18 protein-coding genes are annotated in these 16,963 nt (G+C 63.7%); 1 reads left to right on the top strand and 17 read right to left on the bottom strand.

What is annotated here, in order from left to right; translation table 11 throughout:
* Window positions 1-824 (bottom strand): RDD family protein (locus E3T37_RS16550; RefSeq protein ID WP_166806136.1); only part of this gene is annotated, 824 nt, incomplete at its 3' end.
* A gap of 24 nt (window positions 825-848) precedes the next feature.
* Window positions 849-1,337: a DUF6121 family protein gene (locus E3T37_RS16545; protein WP_134368361.1), complete on the bottom strand. Its 489-nt coding sequence runs from the start codon at window positions 1,335-1,337 to the stop codon at window positions 849-851.
* A 155-nt stretch (window positions 1,338-1,492) separates the two neighbouring features.
* Between E3T37_RS16545 and E3T37_RS16540 the strand changes: the two genes are divergently transcribed.
* Window positions 1,493-2,686 carry a hypothetical protein gene (locus E3T37_RS16540; protein WP_134368360.1) on the top strand — a complete coding sequence of 398 codons (1,194 nt, stop codon included), beginning with the start codon at window positions 1,493-1,495 and terminating at the stop codon, window positions 2,684-2,686.
* A gap of 65 nt (window positions 2,687-2,751) precedes the next feature.
* Here the strand turns inward: E3T37_RS16540 and E3T37_RS16535 are convergent, their stop codons facing one another.
* The 15 genes from E3T37_RS16535 to E3T37_RS17690 all read right to left on the bottom strand — a co-directional run bounded on the left by E3T37_RS16535 (window position 2,752) and on the right by E3T37_RS17690 (window position 16,947).
* Window positions 2,752-3,726 carry a hypothetical protein gene (locus tag E3T37_RS16535; protein WP_134368359.1) on the bottom strand — a complete coding sequence of 325 codons (975 nt, stop codon included), beginning with the start codon at window positions 3,724-3,726 and terminating at the stop codon, window positions 2,752-2,754.
* A 90-nt stretch (window positions 3,727-3,816) separates the two neighbouring features.
* On the bottom strand, window positions 3,817-4,569 hold the full coding sequence (locus E3T37_RS16530; RefSeq protein ID WP_134368358.1) for a hypothetical protein: 753 nt from the start codon (window positions 4,567-4,569) through the stop codon (window positions 3,817-3,819).
* 2 nt (window positions 4,570-4,571) lie between these two features.
* Window positions 4,572-5,237, bottom strand: a complete 666-nt coding sequence (locus E3T37_RS16525; RefSeq protein ID WP_134368357.1) for a hypothetical protein — start codon at window positions 5,235-5,237, stop codon at window positions 4,572-4,574.
* Window positions 5,234-6,283: a type IV pilus assembly protein PilM gene (gene pilM, locus E3T37_RS16520; RefSeq protein ID WP_134368356.1), complete on the bottom strand. Its 1,050-nt coding sequence runs from the start codon at window positions 6,281-6,283 to the stop codon at window positions 5,234-5,236. Before pilM ends, E3T37_RS16525 begins: the two co-directional genes overlap by 4 nt.
* Window positions 6,284-6,320: 37 nt before the next feature.
* A complete protein-coding gene (locus tag E3T37_RS16515; RefSeq protein ID WP_241994591.1) occupies window positions 6,321-7,136 on the bottom strand; it encodes an A24 family peptidase in 816 nt (271 codons plus the stop codon).
* A gap of 1 nt (window position 7,137) precedes the next feature.
* Window positions 7,138-8,730: a pilus assembly PilX N-terminal domain-containing protein gene (locus E3T37_RS16510; protein WP_134368355.1), complete on the bottom strand. Its 1,593-nt coding sequence runs from the start codon at window positions 8,728-8,730 to the stop codon at window positions 7,138-7,140.
* A complete protein-coding gene (locus E3T37_RS16505) occupies window positions 8,721-9,305 on the bottom strand; it encodes a type II secretion system protein J (RefSeq protein ID WP_206750643.1) in 585 nt (194 codons plus the stop codon). Before E3T37_RS16505 ends, E3T37_RS16510 begins: the two co-directional genes overlap by 10 nt.
* 11 nt (window positions 9,306-9,316) lie before the next feature.
* Window positions 9,317-9,745, bottom strand: coding sequence for a prepilin-type N-terminal cleavage/methylation domain-containing protein (locus E3T37_RS16500; RefSeq protein ID WP_166806134.1), 429 nt, complete (start codon window positions 9,743-9,745; stop codon window positions 9,317-9,319).
* Window positions 9,746-9,868: 123 nt separating this feature from the next.
* On the bottom strand, window positions 9,869-10,321 hold the full coding sequence (locus tag E3T37_RS17720; protein WP_304992871.1) for a type II secretion system protein: 453 nt from the start codon (window positions 10,319-10,321) through the stop codon (window positions 9,869-9,871).
* A gap of 208 nt (window positions 10,322-10,529) precedes the next feature.
* Window positions 10,530-11,759: a type II secretion system F family protein gene (locus tag E3T37_RS16490; protein WP_166806133.1), complete on the bottom strand. Its 1,230-nt coding sequence runs from the start codon at window positions 11,757-11,759 to the stop codon at window positions 10,530-10,532.
* Entirely contained in the window at window positions 11,759-13,177 is a 1,419-nt protein-coding gene (locus tag E3T37_RS16485) for a type IV pilus twitching motility protein PilT (protein ID WP_134368351.1), read from the bottom strand. The genes E3T37_RS16490 and E3T37_RS16485 overlap by 1 nt, the downstream gene beginning before the upstream one ends.
* Window positions 13,178-13,196: 19 nt before the next feature.
* A complete protein-coding gene (locus E3T37_RS16480; protein WP_134368350.1) occupies window positions 13,197-14,867 on the bottom strand; it encodes a GspE/PulE family protein in 1,671 nt (556 codons plus the stop codon).
* Between the two features lie 115 nt (window positions 14,868-14,982).
* Entirely contained in the window at window positions 14,983-15,969 is a 987-nt protein-coding gene (locus E3T37_RS16475; protein ID WP_166806132.1) for a sensor domain-containing diguanylate cyclase, read from the bottom strand.
* The gene (locus E3T37_RS17695; protein WP_198416063.1) at window positions 15,897-16,424 is read right to left on the bottom strand and encodes an FIST signal transduction protein; all 528 of its coding nucleotides are present in this window, start codon (window positions 16,422-16,424) and stop codon (window positions 15,897-15,899) included. Before E3T37_RS17695 ends, E3T37_RS16475 begins: the two co-directional genes overlap by 73 nt.
* Window positions 16,318-16,947, bottom strand: coding sequence for an FIST N-terminal domain-containing protein (locus E3T37_RS17690; protein ID WP_166806131.1), 630 nt, complete (start codon window positions 16,945-16,947; stop codon window positions 16,318-16,320). Before E3T37_RS17690 ends, E3T37_RS17695 begins: the two co-directional genes overlap by 107 nt.
* Window positions 16,948-16,963 lie beyond the last annotated feature (16 nt).

The raw sequence follows: 16,963 nt of genomic DNA, 5'->3' as shown, positions 1-16,963 counted from the left end.
GGGGCCAGGCCGATCGGGGCGGCGGCCGCTGGAGCGGGCGCGCCGGGGGCGGACGCCACGGGAGCGGACGGCTCGGCGACGGGCCCCGCGACGACTCCCGACCGGGAGCGCTGGCCGGGGACGAAGGCCTCAGCGGCGCCCTCAGTGTCGTCCGTGCGGGTGGCGAGTGAGGGCATCCGTGTGTGTGCCGCGGCCGGAGCGGCGGTGACGGCCTTGCGGGCGTGGCGCAGTTGCTTGGTGTTGACCGGGTCGAGGCCCGCGCGCACGTCGAGGAGCCAGATGCCGCCGATGACGTCGAGCCAGCCCCGGCCGCGGCGCTCCGTGTCCCAGAGCGGGGAAATCAGGAGCGGCACGGCACCGAGCACCGGGATCACGAGGGCGCCGGCCAGGAAGACGGCGGCGCGCAGCACGATGCGCCAGAAACCGGGGCGGCCGAAGCCGACGACGCTGACCGAGCGGAGGCCGAAGATGGCCTTGCCGACGGTGATGCCTTTTCTGCCGTGCAGGATGAGCTGCACCAGGACGAAGGCCAGCACCAGCACCTGGCTGACCCCGAACCCGACGGCGGCGGCGCCGAAGGCCGGATGGTCCCCGAGCCAGTATGTGGTCAGGCCCAGGGGCAGCCGGCTCCAGACCGGAACCGTGGCCAGCACGCCCGGAACGAAGAGGACGAGCCAGATGGCGAAGTCGATGGCGAACGCGAGGGACCGGCGCATCGGAGACGCGGGGATCAGCCCGAGGGCGGCCGCGTACTCGTGGTCGGGACGTCCGTCGGCCCTCCGCCCGACGGCATCCGTGGTTTCAACGTCGAGGGTGACGCTCACGATTCGCATCCCCCCGGTGCGGATTCAGTCATCGCGGCGCTCCCACGGCCACAGCGGGCGGCCGCGTTCGGGCATCCGTGAGGCCAGGACCATCGAATAGACCAGAGTGACGATGAATCCGAGGATGCCGGCGGTCGCCGCGAACGGGCCGAGCAACACGGAGCCCGCGAAGGCGATGCTGTCGGCCGGAAGCCCGGCGTTTAGGGCGAAGAGAATGGTGCCGACGAGCACGAAGGCGCCGAACGCGGCGAGCCCGGTGCCGAGGGAGTGGCCGACGGCGATGCGCTGGTTCTCGGGCCGGCTGCGGAGGCCGAGCAGGAGCATCAGGAGGAATACCACGAGCGAGGCGGCGGCGGTCATGCTGGGGCCGACGAGAAGCCCGGCATTCGGGTCGGTGATGACGTCGCGGTTGGTGAGCAGGCTGATCATGCCGAACGCGGCGACGACCAGAGCGACGTAGAGCACCGCAGCGAAGACCGCGACGATCGTCGCATACTTCTGGTAATCCCGCATTGCTCCCCCTGCCTGCGCCTTGTGCGAGTTTAGCGGGGTCGACACGGCACCGTCGCCCTTTGTGGGTGCAGACGCGCACTGTTCCCGCGGCGTAGTCTTTCCGTGATGGCACCGCGGTCTTTGCGGTTGCCCCTGGGGCGGGCGGAGAACAAGACGTGAATCTGTTCCGTCGAGCGAAAGCCCTGCTCAGCACCGATGAACCGTCGCCCGCGACGATTGCCATCGTCCAGCCTCCGACCATCGCCAAGCCTCAAACGCCCGACGCAGCACCGCGCCATCTGCTGGTGCCCGCTGAGACGGCCGGCGATGCCGAGTCTGAGGCGTTGAAGCACCGGGCCGCGAACGCTCTCGTCGGCAAGCATCTCAAGCGGCCCGATCCGGCGCCGGTCGAACCGATGCCCGTGGATCCGACGCCGGTCACGCTGGCGCCCGAGCCCGAGCCGGAGTGGCGTCCCGTCGCCCTGCCCGCCAACCGCGGCAAGTTCTTCCAGAGCCCGACTCCGGTCGGAAAGGGATTCATCCTCGAACGCGAGGAGGCCAAGGCGGTCCTGAACGATTGGTCCATTCCGTATTCCGACGTGGTGCGGCCCTACCTGACCAGCGAAGACCTGGCCGACGACCCCCGCCAACAGTCGGGTCGCTGGATCATCGACTTCGGCCAGCGGGAATTGGACGAGGCGGGGCGCTATCCGCGCGCGCTCGAGATCGTTCAGGATCGGGTGAAACCCGAGCGCGACACCAACGCGGATGAGACCTTCCGCACCCGCTGGTGGCTTTTCGGCCGGCCCCGGCTGCCCATGCGGGCCGCGCTCGAGCCGCTGAAACGGTACGCGGTGCTCGGATCACTCGGCAAGCGGATGATCGTGGCGTGGGCGCATCCGTGGATCGTGGCCAGCAACTCGACCATGATCTTCGCCGGGGACGACGACTACAGCATGGGCATTCTGCTCTCGGGCGCCTACGACACCTGGGCCCGGGCCGGCACGCTGGAGGGCGACCTGCGCAACACGCCGACGGCGGCACTCGCGACGTTCCCCTGGCCGGATCCGGTCGATGCCAGCCACCGGGCCGCCGTCGCCGCAGCCTGCGTTGCTCTCTACCGGAGGCGGAGTGAGCTCTGCCGGGAACGCGAGGTCGGCCTGAGCAGGCTCTACGGCCCGGGCTGGCCCGAGGCCAACCCGGATCTCGCGAAGTTGCACCGACGCCTCGACGAGGCGGTGGCCGACGCGTATGGCTGGGATCCGTCGATCGCGGCCGATCCGGCCGGAATTCTGGAGCGTCTGCTGCAGCTGAACCGGGACGTGGCGGAAGGGCGACGCCCCTACAAGCCCTTCCCCGCTGCCGGCTGACACTGCCTGGCAAGACGAACGGCGCTCCCCCTGACGGAGGAGCGCCGCACAGTGCGAAGCGTTGGTTAGTTGGAACGGATGCCCTGCGGCCCCTCGGCGAGAACGCGGTCGTACTCTGCCTTGGTGGTGGCGTTGCGCGTGGTGACGCCGCGGCCGTGGCGGGCGATCCAGGCGCCGGCCCAGATCGGCACCTCGCGGGCGACGACGGCGGCGGCGATGGCGCCCGGGTTCAGCCACTGCTGGCTGATGAAGCGCGCGGCCTCGTCGGGGGTGAAGAGCCAGGCCTGCACGCTCAACAGCGCTGCGCCGATGTAGGAGAAGTAGACGACGACGGCCACCAGGAAGCCGAAGAGCACGTAGGCCCACCAGCCGCCGCGGTTGACCAACAGCACCAGCAGCGCGAAAGCCACGAAGAAGAAGATGACCGGCACGTAGAAGATCGGCAGCACGATGAAGTCGGTGAACTTCGCCGCGGTATCGGAGAGGGAAAGGCTGCCGATGCCCGAGAGCGCGAACGCGATCAGCGAGTACAGAACGGCGAAGATGCCGGTGGAGAGCAGCGCGATCAACAGGCCGACGCCGCGGTTACTCTTGTATTTCGGGGCGGTGGGAGCCTGGATGTAGACGGGCGGCGTCACGGTCGTGTTCGCGGGCGCGTAAGCCGCGTTCGCGGTCTCGCCCCGGTTCGCGACCGGCTCGAGGCGCTGGGTCTCCGCGGTCGTGTTCGGCGTCGGTGCTACCGTGGCGGCGGGCACGTAAGCGTCGCGCTTGTCGGCCTCGCGCTTCTGTGCGTCGCTGAGCTCGTTCGGCTCGCGCGCATCCTGTGCTGCGGGGGCGTCGTAGGAGATCGGCTCGCCAACGGGCCGGGCGGGGTAGGACGCCGTCGGCTGGGCTGCGTCGGAGTAGTCGGCCGAGCCGGCGTGGGAGCCGGTGCCGGTGTAGTCCGGGGCATCCGTTCGCTCGGCGTGGTCGGTGTGATCGACCGAGTCAGGCTCGTTGTCGGGCTTGCGGTTGCCCTCAGGGGACGTTGTGTCGCTCATGGTGCGCTCCTAGTGGTTGGCCGTGTCGATCAGCCACTACCTTAGCAATGCGGGTCCCCCGGGTGAGGGAGGCTCGACCGGGCACGCGCCTTATTTTCCGGTGGCTGCCAGCGGGTCGGGTGCAGCCACGATCGAGTAAATGAGGCCCGAGATCGACCCATCGACGAGCCCGTCATTCCCAGGTGCGGCAGCGGGCTGCGGTGCCGCCGTGCCTCCCGGCGCTGAACTCCCCGTCGCAGCGGTCGTGGTCAGACCAGTCACCAAAAAGAGTCGAGCGCCCGTCTGAAGCCCGTTGACGAACTTGAGAACGTTGCTGTAGGTTCCGGAGACGGTGATCTGAACCGAGAGCGAAGCGAAGTTCGCTGCAGTGATGCCGGCATTGGTTACGGGCGGGGATCCCGGTGCGGCAGTCGGGGTCGGGGTCGCTGTTGGAGCCGGGCTGGGCGCTGGTGATCCAGCTTCAGCCGCGGGCACGGCGGGCGCGACAGGCGCAACGGGCGTGTAGGCCTCCGCATCGGCGATCGTGAGGCCCTTGAGGGTCACCTGGTTCGCGATCGCCAGAGCGTCGAGCTGATCTACGTAGTCAGGCGCATTGGTGCCAGATGGAACGGACTTGTTCAGTGACGCAAGTTGCTGATCGAGACCGTCGATTCCCTTGAAATCTTCCTTGAGCTTGGCCAGCGAAGCCCGGTGGCCCGTATTCGTCTGCTCGACCGAGACACGCTGATCGTTCGCAGTCGAGATCGCAGCCAACTGGGGCTGGATGCCAACGACCCAGCCGAGGGCAACGACAAGAACCATCATCAGCGCGGAACCGATGATCCAGAGCCGGTTCTTGTCCATGACTATTTCCCTTCCGTCGCGAAGCGCTTCGAGAAGGCGGCATCGTTGATGTGCATAGTGATATTCACTTTGTAGGTTTTGGTTGTCTCGTCCAAGTTGGCCGAGCTGGGAAGAGCGTCGGCATACCCGGGCAACGTCGCGAGCGCGTTCAGCCAGGTTGGCACGTCGGGAAGGACCGCGCTTGTCGCGGTGAAGCTCACAGTTGCGACTCGCGAACCCTGGAGGGGCAGGGTCGGCTGGTCATAAATTGCGAGCGGTGAGGCCGAATCGACGGTGATCGCGTCAATCGTCACGCCCTGGGGCAGGGTCGCCTGAACGTCCTCAAGGTATTTCTTCCAGTCGATTTCCGTTGAAGCGCCGACCTGCTGAGCCGCCTCCACGAGAGTGACCTGGTCTTGCACGTTCCTGACCTTGATGTACTTGGACTGCTCTGCCAGGAGGCCAACCGTACGCGCCTGCTCATCTGCCAACTGAGTTTGAGCTTGTAAGGACATGGCCGTTGCGGCGACAGAGCCCGCGATCACGAGAGCAAGCACGCCCACCACGCCGAGAGCGAGGCGCCGGCGCATGACCTTCGCTGTGCGTTCCTTCCGGACCTCGAGTGGAAGCAGGTCGACCCGCGGTTCGCCGCCAATGACCAGTGTCTCTTTGCTCTTGTCGCCGCTCATGCCGCGCTCCCCAGGGCAAGGCCCAAAGCAACAGTGAACGCTGAGCTGCTTCCTCGCAGTGCCGCCTCGTCAACGGTACGAGCCAGGGAAACTGTCGTGAACGGGTCCGCCATCGAAACGTCGAGGCGGGTCAGTTCCGCTAGGGCTGCCGAAAAGCCGCTCAGGAGCGCTCCTCCCCCGCTAAGCAGAATCCGCTGCACCTGATCGGTCGGTCGGGTATTCCCGTAGTAATTGATGGTGTTGCGGAGGCTCGTAAGCAGTTCGCTCGTCACCTGGTAAATGATTTCGATTGCCGGTTGGTCCGCCGCTGGGACGGCGCCTGTCGCTAACCCCCAGGTCCGTTTGATCGATTCAGCCTGCACGGCGTCCACTGCGAGCCCGTTGCGGAGAGCCTCCGTGAGGTCGTTGCCGCCCGTCGGAATGATCCTCACGAACTGTGGAACGCCATCCTTGACGATCACGACGCTGCTGGTGTTTCCTCCCAGATCGAGGAGTGCCACCGTACCGGCGATGCGTGGGCGGGTCACCAGCACCCGGCTAAGAGCAAAGGGGATGAGGTCGACGTCGACTGTCGTCAGGCCGGCAAGCTGGGCGGCCTTGACGTTGCCCAACACTGCTTCTTTCACGGCCGCAATGAGCAGACCGTTGACAACCGGCCCGTTCTCCCCGGTCGACTCGGAGATGGGATAGAAATCGAGCAACGCATCCGCGACAGGAACGGGCAACATATCCTGCACTTCGAAGGGCAAGGACTCACGGATGCGCTTGAGTGACATCTTCGGAACGGTCAGGTCACGGGCGAGTACCCGTTGATTTCCCATCCCGAGCACAACGTCCTTCGACTTGAATCCACCCTGAGACCACAACTGCTTGAGGGCGCCCGCGACGGTGTTCGGCTCCATGACTTCGCCGCGGCTGACGGCACCGTCGGGCAAGGGGACCTCGAAGTATCTCAGTAGAGTCGGCTTCGCCTTCGCTGGGTCCGCCAATTCCACGGCCCGAAGCGCGGCGCTGCCGATGTCTATCCCTACAACGCTCGTTGCCACTGGATCCTGCTCCCTTTGACCGACCTGATTGTCATTTCTAAGCCACACCGAGGAGAGACAAGTAGCCCTCCCATAACTGATCCCCAAAAAGGATTCCGACCCAGGCTCCAGCCAGCATCCATGGGCCGAACGGAATCCCGCTCTTGCGACTGGCGCGCTTCGCAAGTAGGAGGCCAGCGCCGTAGATGCCCCCCAGCAAGAATGCCGCAAAGCCCCCGACTATGAGCTCTCCCCAGCCGAGGTAGCCAAGAAAGAGTCCGAGGAGACCAGCGAGTTTGACGTCTCCGAAGCCCATCCCTCCGGGGTAAAGGAGCGCGAGGCCCAGGTAAAAGGCCCACAGGATGCAGAGGCCCGCGCCAGCGCGTAGCAGTGAACTCACATCACCGACAGAGATAGAGGCAGCGGCCAAAAACCCGATTCCCACGAGGTAGCTAGGAAGTATTACGCGATTTGGCAAGGTATGCGTGTCTGCGTCGATCAAGGCGAGGACAACGCTGATAGAGACGAGATACAGGAAAGCAATGAGCAGGAACGTGGAAGTGATCGTCGGCAGAGCTGATGCTTGGACTCCGTTATTCGGAAGGAATCGCCACGTGACTATCCCAAAAAAGACGGCGGTCCCCAGCTCGACGGCTGGGTATCGCGCTGAGATGCGAGAGCTGCAATTGCGACACCGTCCAAGGAGGAACACCCAGGACAGGACTGGAATATTGTCGTACCCCTTGATGCGGACGCCACAAGATGTGCAGGCGCTCGGCGGGGAGGTAACCGAAAGCTTTAGCGGCACGCGGTATGCAACCACATTCAGAAACGATCCGATTAATGCGCCGAAAATTCCAACGAGGACTGTCAACTTAGCCAGCCAGATCCCGGATGGAGATTCGATCTCCCAGGTTACCCGCACCCGGCGGGAGGCTGGGCGTCTGCGTTCCCAACGAGAGATTGACGCCGGGGACACCCAAGGGAAGGTAAATGAGCGTGAACGGCGCGCTGGTCTTAACCGAACGCGCGTAGATTTGTCCACGCCAAATATCCGCCTTGTTGTCGATATCACAGGGCGTGTAGACCAACGCGCTGACGTGCGGCCCCACCACCACCTGCGTGCCGATGGAAGACGCGGAAGCACTTGTGCATGTTGGCAGCGAATCGACGAGGCTATCTGGGGTGATGACCCACAGGCGTTTCTCTGCAATGCTCGATGACTGAATGTCGTTGTTCTGGAACTTGAAGCCGTTGGCGATCAGCACCATATTGCTCTTGAGCTGAAGATTGATGCTAGAGAAGTCCGTCGAACCCCCGCATACGCGCGTATCCACGATGATCGGAAGGAGTGAATTCTGAGCCGAGTTCAACTCAGCTGCCAGGTCGCCGCAGGACGACATGGTGCGCTCGACATACTGAACGCCTGCTTCGGTCTTCCAAGCGCCCGCGTCATATACATAATCGGCCCAGCCCGGCACAAACGGAATCGTCGGAGTAACGATTCCCGACTTACTCTCAGTAATTGTTCCTACGATGTCGCCCCTGCTGGCATACGAGACGGTGCCAGCGGCCACAACTGATCCACCTATCGACGCTTGGTTCGTAAAAGAGGAACCGCCGACCCCTGGCCCGGAAACCACATTTCCACCGACGTCCCCTGCTATCAACACCGGACCCGCCGCGTAGACGTTACCGAGCACATTTGCCGAGCTTGAAAGTGTGACCGACACCCCGCTGCGTACACCCAAGGCGTTCACGTTGCCGGTGACTTTCCCGGACTGCATGTCGACCGTGCCCGAGGCCCAGAGGTCGCCATTGACTGTGCACTGGCTCATGGACGAGACGGAGCCCTGGCCGAGGATGACATCGCCGTCGATCGTCGATTGGGACGTGCACGTCATGCTGCCCGACAGGTATTGAATGACCGGTCGGACAGTAGAGCCTTGGGTGACTGTCAAGTTATTCATGGTGGGATCGTTCTGCGCGAAAGCGTAGATTGCCCCGCCGCTGGCGGTTATGGGGGGTGGGACGGGAAGCGGTATAAACGCGAAAACTGCCTCAATCTTCGCGCTCACCGTCCCCGGCCCAACCGCAGAACCGGTCGAGACTACCCTCACGCGGTCGACGTCGGCAAAAGACGGACAGCCCGTGTACGAATCTTCACCGGTGGAGATTCTGGTGAAGTAGATGGCGACGGAGTACTTCGGGATGCTCCCTCCGCCGCTAACAAAGGTCGGCTGGCAGTTCCCCGCGGCGAGCGCTGCCGCGGCCACGTCCACGCCCGATTCGGCGGCAGCCTGAGCCTGCACCCCTGCCCTCGTCGAGTTAGTGAAAGTAAGGGCGCCCACAGTGAGTGTACCTACGGTCAGAGTGACGATACTGGCGACTGCAAGAACTCCGATTACACCGACCAATGCGCTGCCGCGCTCGCGGCGGAGTCCGTGGATACGCTCGATCAGAAACATGGTGAACTCACTGTCGGAGCCTTCCTGAGATAGACCGTGGACTGCACCAGAATTGGTGCCCGCTTTCCGTTCGTGACCACGAACTTGAGGTCCACGCGCCCGCTGGGAGCCGAAAAGACATTGGTCGAAGTGGCCGCATCAACGGACGACAATCGATCTCCGATGAGAGTCCAAGGTGCTATCGGAATTCCAGATGGTGCCATGATGGCCGCCGGAGGAGTTGTTCTACTCGTGTAAACAGCACCGCCATTTGCAGGAGTGTAGAACCAAGCCTGGCACGACCAGGAATTCGTCGAACCCCGACCAGCAGTCCGCGCGATCAAAAGTTGAGTTCCAGTTAACGGGTCATTGATTACCGTGACCGCTGAAGCGTTCCGCACCCCGGCCTCCACCGAACGTGCGATCAGTTGGCCGAGGTTCGTGGCCGCAGTCGCGCTCTGAACAGCATTCTGAGCTCTCACCGCGTTCAGCAGGAGCCCGCCGGCAATTGAAAGGATGACGACAGACAAGACCATCGCCACGAGCAACTCGACGAGAGTCAAGCCCGATTCGCCGACCACAAGCTTTCGGCCCACAGCCTGAACCTTCACGATCCAGTCTTCACGAAGATCAGGCTGACGGCAGAGGCGAGCACTTGTGTCGTGCCTGAGACAACAACGGAGATCCGCACACGCACAGTACCTGGATACGTTGAAGGACAGACAATCGGATCGCGCTTCGGCTGCAGAGAAACGCCGCGCCCGTCCACGACAGGTGCGATCGTCTCTGCCGCAAAATTAGCGAGGGCTGCACACCTTGAGTCGCGAGACCGAGCCTCTTCAAGTTGTTGGCTGAGCAGTTGACTTGCAGTCGCAATGGTCGCGTTCTGCGAGGTCGCTTTGATTGAACCGATGAGGGTGGGCAATACTGCCAGCGAAATTACCGCAAGGAGCATCATGGAAACCATGATTTCGATTAGCCCGAGGCCGCTGTCCTCCAGGACTATCGGTCGGTGGCGCCGGTTGGCTGTGTTCAACGTGCGCACCTCTTCGTTTCAACAAAGTTGCCTGGAAGCCTCGAATGTCAAGATCCCAGTGTGGGTGAGGCGCCTGTCCATGGCGTCGCACCCACACTGGACTTCGAGCTGGAGCTAGCCCTGTTACTTGGCCACAGTGAAGGCGCCGGCCAAGCAGGTGCCCTTCTTCGCTCCCTGGACTTCAGTGGCACCGAAGTTAACGGCCGGGGTCGTGTTGCTGGTTACCTGCACGCAGAAGCCGGTTCCGGTGGTAGGAACAGTCAGCGTGATCGCGGACGTGTAGTCGCCCTTCGTGAGTCCGTATTTGGCGTCGAGGCCTGTGATGTCTCCTGCAGTGGGAAGGGCATTCTTATCCGTCTGGTACGCGATGACGGCGATCTTGGCGTTGGTCGCGTCCGACTGAACACCACTCTCCTTCGCACTGTTCTGAATTCCGAGGTAAACGGGAATCGCGATTGCGGCGAGGATGCCGATGATGATCACGACGACGAGGAGCTCGATCAGGGTGAAGCCCTTTTCGTTTGCTTCGGGGTTCTTGCGACGGGCGTTGAGTGCGCTGAGGCTGCGAGTGAGCACGATGGGATCCATTCGTTAGGGGGCTAGAGAACCGGCCTTCGGCAACCGATCAGGATTTTACTGTACTGGCAACAACTCCCGGCTAAGACCCACTTGAGGGGGTCATTTACGAGCAACACGCCCCCAATGCTGGGGGCACAACACCCTTCACCTCAGTCGAATCGAGCCACACGCTGGCGGCCATCGGCAGTCATGAGTGCGGAGGACATCACTTGATTGCGCCCGCTATTCCGAAGATCGGCATATAAAGAGCGATCACCATGCCTCCGATGATGACCCCCAGGAATGCGATCATGAGCGGCTCGATCATAGCTGTCAGCTGCTCGGTGGCCGACTGCACCTCGTCATCGTAAAAGTCCGCGATTTTGTCGAGCATGACTTCTAGCGAGCCGGCGTCTTCACCGACGGCGATCATCTGGGTGACCATGGGCGGGAATACGGGCTGGCGCAGAAGTGGCGCGGAAATGGAATGGCCTTGGCGGACTGATTCCGCCACCTCGTTGAGCGCGTTTTCGATTACCCAGTTTCCTGAGGTCTCTCCGACAATTTTCAGAGCTTGGAGGATCGGCACGCCGGCGCCGATCATGTTCGAGAAGTTCCGGGCGAACCGGGCGACGGCGATCTTCTTCGCTAGCGGACCGAAGACGGGCAGCTTGAGTTTGAGGGGGTCGACAAACTTGCGCACATAGTCCGTGTTTTTGTTCTTCTTCCACCAGATGCTGAAGGCAATGAGGACGACGGCGAGGAGCGGTACCACCCACGCCATCGATCGTGAAAGGTAGACCAAAATCATTGTCGGAACTGGAAGCCCCTGGCCAGCACCCTTGAACATTTCTTCAAAGATCGGCACGATGAAGATCAGCATGATCATGACTGCTCCGAGGGACATCAGTAACACGATGACGGGATAGGTCAAGGCGGACTTGATCGTGTTGCGGAGCTTGAGCTCCTTCTCAAAGTTCGCCGCGATTGACTCGAGCGCACCGTCGAGAAATCCGCCTGTCTCACCGGCACGAACCATGTTGACCATGATCGGTGGAAACGACTCAGTGTGTTTGCCCAGCGCGTCGGAGATCGAGGTGCCGGTCTCCACGTCGTCGCGCACCTGCACGAGGAGTTTCGCGAGAGGAGCACTTTCGGTTTGCTCGGCCAGGATGTTCAGCGCGCGCAGCAGGGACAGTCCCGAGCCGATCATGGTTGCCATCTGCCGGCTCATGATGGCGAGGTCCTTCAGTCCGACGCCCTTGCTGAACCCAGGGATCGAGATTTCCCGGCTGAGCCCCGTGCCGTCTGGAGCCGGGACGATCGAAATGGGCGACAAGCCCATCGTATTGAGACGAGATGAAACGGCCGCCTCGCTGGAGGCATCCAGCTTGCCTTTGACGATCTTCCCCGAGGCGTCACGTCCCTTGTAGGCGTACGCCTGAACGGTGGCCATCAGTGCTTCTCGCGGGAGTAGGAGTCACCGAAGTCGATGCCCCCGGAGGCGATCGCTCGCCCGATGTCATCCTTCGGAGAATCTGAGCGCTGGATCAATTGGCCGATGGCATCGGGCTCCTGCGCCTTTTCAAGCGCCGCTTCACGGGTGATTTGGCCGGCATCGACGAGTTCTGCCAGGTGCTGGTCCATCGTGTGCATGCCCAGCCCCCGACCGGCCTGCATCATCGACGTGATCTGATAGGTCTTGCCCTCCCGGATCAGGTTGCCGATTGCGGGAGTGGTCACGAGCACTTCGGTGGCGACAACACGGCCGCTTCCGCTTGCTTTCTTCACCAGGGTCTGGCACACGACACCCTGCAGGGTGGCTGCAAGCTGCGCGCGCACCTGACCCTGCTGATGCGGCGGGAAGACATCGATGACTCGGTCGATGGTCTGCGCGGCGGACTGCGTGTGCAACGTTGCGAAGACGAGGTGACCGGTCTCAGCAGCGGTCAACGCAACCGAGATCGTCTCCAGGTCGCGCAGCTCGCCAATCAGGATGACGTCGGGGTCCTGACGCAGAACGTGTTTCAGGGCGTTTGCGAAGCTGTGCGTGTCGTGGCCGACCTCCCGCTGGTTCACCAGCGATTTCTGGTGCTTGTGCAGAAATTCGATCGGGTCTTCCACAGTCATGATGTGGTCGGCTCGGGTGCGGTTGACGAGGTCGATGATCGCAGCGAGCGTCGTCGACTTGCCTGACCCCGTCGGACCGGTCACGAGCACGAGCCCGCGAGCGAGCCCGGCGAATTTGCCGATGGAAGCCGGCACGCCGAGCTGGTCGAGCGGCTTGATCTCTCGGGGAATCAGACGAAAGGCTCCGCCGATGGAATCGCGCTGCTGGTAGAAGTTGACGCGGAAGCGGGCACCGCCCGCCGTGTAAGCGAAGTCGAGTTCCTGTTCGCGCTCGAACCGCTCGCGCTGGTCGGGAAGCAGCAGGCTGTAGAGGGCCTTCGCGACCTTCTCCGGCATCCATCGTGGCGCGCCCTCAATAGGCCGAAGACCGCCGTCGACGCGGATGCTGGGAGGCGCCCCAGCCGTGACATGGAGGTCGGACGCATTGCGAATCACAACCTCCTCGAGCGCCGCCACCAGGTCTGGATCAGCGTTACCGAGGGCGGCGCGCTCCTCAGGGGTGAGTCGTGCTTCCGCACGGGCAACCTGCGGAGCGACGGCTGGGGGTCCAGCGGCGCGACGACCTCCCGGCGACGTGAATTCATCGAGCGAATAGACCTTGGTTGTGGCCGTCTCGATCGTCGCGGCATCGTCGACAGGCGTTGCAAGTGGTGCGGCTTTGCGCCGGTCGGGATCGCCGACGGTCCAGCTGCCGGCGGCAGCACCCGGAGGCGTCACCGGGATTTCGTAAATGGGCTGGCTCATGCAGATGTCCCCTTCAGCACTATGCGACCACTCGCAAGATTTCTTCGATCGATGTCAAACCCATTTGAGCTTTGGCCCAGCCGTCTTCGCGAAGGGTGATCATGCCCTGCTCACGCGCGACCCGGCCGATTTCCGCGCTGGACGCGCGGGCGACAGCCAGACGCTCAATGTCTTCGGTGACCGTCATCACTTCATGCACAGCGATACGGCCGCGGTAGCCGGTCTTCGAACAGCTTGTGCAGCCGACCGGCTCGTGAATCGTGGGCAGCGGCCGGTCCGGGTCGAACGCGAACCGCAATTTAGTCAGGTAGTCAGCCGAGAGGTCGGACGGCTTCTTGCACTTGTCACAGAGGCGGCGAGCCAACCGTTGCGCGACCACGCAGTCCATGGCGGAACCCACCAGGAACGGCTCGATACCCATCTCAGTGAGGCGGGTGATCGCGCTGGGCGCGTCGTTGGTGTGCAGGGTGGACAGTACGAGGTGGCCGGTGAGCGAGGCCTCGATGGCGATCTGCGCGGTCTCATGGTCGCGGATCTCACCCAGCAGAACGACATCCGGATCGCTTCGCAGAATTGACCGCAGCGCGCTCGCAAATGTGAGACCCGCCTTGGGGTTCACCTGCACCTGGTTGATGCCCGCCATGCGGTACTCGACCGGGTCTTCGACCGTGATCACGTTGATCTCGGGGCGTGCGACCGCGCCGAGGGTCGTGTAGAGGGTGGTCGACTTGCCAGACCCGGTCGGGCCCGTGATCAGAATCATGCCGTAAGGCTTGGAATACGAGGTCTTGTAGGCCTCGAAGTTGTGCTCGAGCAGGGCCAGCGCGCGCACGTCCAGGGTGGTGTTCGAGTTGTCGAGAATTCGCATGACGACCTTCTCGCCCCACACTGTGGGAAGGGTCGCCACGCGCAGGTCGATCTGCCGACCGGCGTGACGCACGGTCATGCGGCCGTCCTGCGGTTTGCGTCGCTCGGCGATGTCGATGTCGCTCATGATCTTGAGCCGGGAGATCACGCCGTTCTGGATGCTCTTGGGTGCGGTCTGCATCTCGTGCAGCACGCCGTCGATGCGGTAGCGCACCCGCAGGCTGTGCTCGCCAGGCTCGATGTGGATGTCCGAGGCGAGGTCCTGGATGGCCTGGCTGACCAGCAGGTTCACGAACCGAACGATCGGGGCGTCGTCGTCGATCGAATCCGAGACGCCGAACGAGGAACTCTCGGTGGCCGCGTTCTCTTCTTCGAGGGTGGAGGTCAGGTCGCTGAGCTCGTCGTCGGCACGGTGGTAGCGGGTGATGGCGGCGAGCAGGTCGCTGCGCTCGGCGACGACCTGGGTGACGCGCATCCGTGAGGCTTCGCGCACGTCGTCGACGGCGAAGACGTTGCCGGGATCGACCATCGCGAGGATCAGACGGCCGTCGTCGACGGCGATCGGGATGACTTCGTGGCGCTTGCAGACGGCAACAGGCACGAGGGCCACGGCCAGTCGGTCGACCGGATAGTCGGCCAGCTCGACGAACGGCAGGTTCGCCTGCTGGGCTCGGGCCCGGGCGAACTGAACCTCGGTGATGACTCCCCTTGCGACGAGGGCGCGCACCGCACTCTCGTCGGCGGGATCGCCGGCCATGAGGTGGTCGAGCTCTTCGATCGGGAGTAGGCCGTGCAGGATCAGGATCTCGGTGAGGCTTGCCACTCGATCCTCTCGAACAGGCTCAGGTATATAGGGATAACGCTATCGCCGGGCCGGCGGTCGGGCCAGACCCACTTTGAGGGGGTAGCGGCACGAAAAACGGCTCGTTCTAGTGATCCTACCGGCCCGATTGCGCCTGATTGCGCCTGGCGGCCTTGGCCGTATACAGCGCGCCGTCGGCCGCGGCGATCAGGGCGTCGCTGGAGCGGCCGTCCGCCGGGAAAGTGGCGACGCCGAACGATGCCGTGACGCGGATGCGGCCGTCCCCGTGCTCCACGGTCAAATTCGCCAGGGCGCTCCGCAGCTGTTCGGCGCGTTCCAGGGCGCCCTCGCTGGCCAGGCCGGGGAGCACCATCAGAAAATCCTCAGCACCGTAGCGGTAGAAGATATCGCTGGCCCGGGCGTGCTGTTTCATCAGCTCGCCGAAGGCCCGCAGCACCTCGTCCCCGGCCTGGTGCCCGTAGCGGTCGTTCACCCTTTTGAAGTGATCGAGGTCGCACATGATCACGCTGACGGACTCGCCCGAGCGCTCGGCCAGAACCAGCTCGCGGGCGAAGGATGCGTCGAGGAAGCGCCGGTTGTAGAGGCCGGTCAGCGAATCGTGAGTCGACTCCTCGCGGAGCTGCTCCTGCAGCACGAGGATTTCGCGCTCGGCCGCGGCCCGGGTGGAGATGTCGAGAACCATGCTGATCAGCATCCGTCTGCCGCCGACCCGCATCACCTTGCTGTGGCACTCCGCGTCGAGCACCTCGCCGTTCTTGCGCAGCCCACGGAACACGAAGTCGGTGCGGTCGATCGCCCCGGTCAGCCGCCGACGGAGATTGTCTGCGACGAACTCACGATCGTTTGGAACGGTGAGCTCTAGCGGGCCGCGCTCCCGGATTTCCGGTTCGGAGTAGCCGAACATGTCGGCGAACCGTGAATTGGAGTAGGTGAACCGGCCGTCTTCGATCAGCACGATCCCGACCAGCGACTGACCGACCAGCCCGCGAAACTTCGCCTCGACCTTGCGCAGGATGCAATCGCACCCCATCACCAGCTGAGGTCGGCCGATCGCCGTCTCGATCTCGACGAACGTGTCCTCCAGCTTCTCCGCGAGGCCCACGCCGCGGGCCGCGGGCCGCGCGCCGCGCGCAGAACCAAGCCCTCTTCGATCGCGCAGTAGAAGGTCAGGCTGCCGTCGGCGTTGGCCGATCGGATGGCGCGCAAGTATTTGGTTCCCGCGATCATGACGACCATCGGGCATTCTGCGTAGTGCTGGGCGGTCAGTTCCGCCACCGGCACCCCCACCAGTTGCGCGTAGGCCTCCGCCGCCGGCCGCCCATCGATTTCGTACACGACCCGGCGGTCGGCATCCGCTCTCGTGACGACGACCCGGTCGTCGGTCGGAACAAAATGGTCGGTCTTGAACGTGCGGAAAGGCAGCATCGTGCTGATCAGGACCAGAACCGCACTACCGGTTCGGAACGCGCCGTCTGCACAGACGCAGGTCTCGGTGAACTGCATGCCGTCGCCCGACGAACCGCCGAGCACGAGAATTCGACCCAGCCCGTTCTGCACGGCGCGGCTGACCTTTTCTGCGCGCACGGACAGGCCCATCGATCAACAGGTACGCGAAGGTGTTGCTGCCGCCGGCCAGCGGCTCGGCGCGGTCAAGTTGGCGCAGAAGGTGCTGCGTGAGGTTCTGGGCCTGGGCCGGTTCAAACTGGTGAAGCTGGTGCTGGGCGCCGCTGACAACCTTGAAGCTGCCCGGGGGGAAGCTCACTCCGGTGATGCTGTGGTCCAGATAGCCGGACGGGCCGATTTCACCCGCGGTCGTGCAGCCGACCACTTGCACGCCGACGAAGAGCCGCTGCAGTTCGGAGGCCATCAGGTCGAGGTCATACTGCACCGAACAGAAGAACATCACCAGCGCGGTGTCGGGGTGGGCGACGCCGGCGTGGAATTCGCGGGCGGCTTGCCGGGTGTCAGACGCGGTGAACTGCGCCCGGCGGATCCCCGGCGCGGCCTGCGTTCCCGTCGTGCCGTTCGACCAGTCGGAACGCTCGAAGCCGGACAGTACCTGGGCTTCGCTGACGCTCATCATGGTTCCTGTCGCA

Source organism: Cryobacterium sp. TMT2-10, assembly GCF_004403075.1.
Lineage (GTDB): Bacteria > Actinomycetota > Actinomycetes > Actinomycetales > Microbacteriaceae > Cryobacterium > Cryobacterium shii.
Note: the sequence above shows the minus strand (reverse complement) of the source record. Positions and strands in the feature narration are given on the sequence as shown.

What these genes read in the sequence shown, in the direction of transcription:
- E3T37_RS16530 (WP_134368358.1), bottom strand. Translation starts at nt 4,569, where the DNA reads ATGGACAAGAACCGGCTCTGGATCATCGGTTCCGCGCTGATGATGGTT.
- E3T37_RS16490 (WP_166806133.1), bottom strand. Translation starts at nt 11,759, where the DNA reads ATGGCCACCGTTCAGGCGTACGCCTACAAGGGACGTGACGCCTCGGGG.
- E3T37_RS16485 (WP_134368351.1), bottom strand. Translation starts at nt 13,177, where the DNA reads ATGAGCCAGCCCATTTACGAAATCCCGGTGACGCCTCCGGGTGCTGCC.
- E3T37_RS17690 (WP_166806131.1), bottom strand. Translation starts at nt 16,947, where the DNA reads ATGAGCGTCAGCGAAGCCCAGGTACTGTCCGGCTTCGAGCGTTCCGAC.
- E3T37_RS16525 (WP_134368357.1), bottom strand. Translation starts at nt 5,237, where the DNA reads ATGAGCGGCGACAAGAGCAAAGAGACACTGGTCATTGGCGGCGAACCG.
- E3T37_RS16510 (WP_134368355.1), bottom strand. Translation starts at nt 8,730, where the DNA reads ATGTTTCTGATCGAGCGTATCCACGGACTCCGCCGCGAGCGCGGCAGC.
- E3T37_RS16535 (WP_134368359.1), bottom strand. Translation starts at nt 3,726, where the DNA reads ATGAGCGACACAACGTCCCCTGAGGGCAACCGCAAGCCCGACAACGAG.
- E3T37_RS16545 (WP_134368361.1), bottom strand. Translation starts at nt 1,337, where the DNA reads ATGCGGGATTACCAGAAGTATGCGACGATCGTCGCGGTCTTCGCTGCG.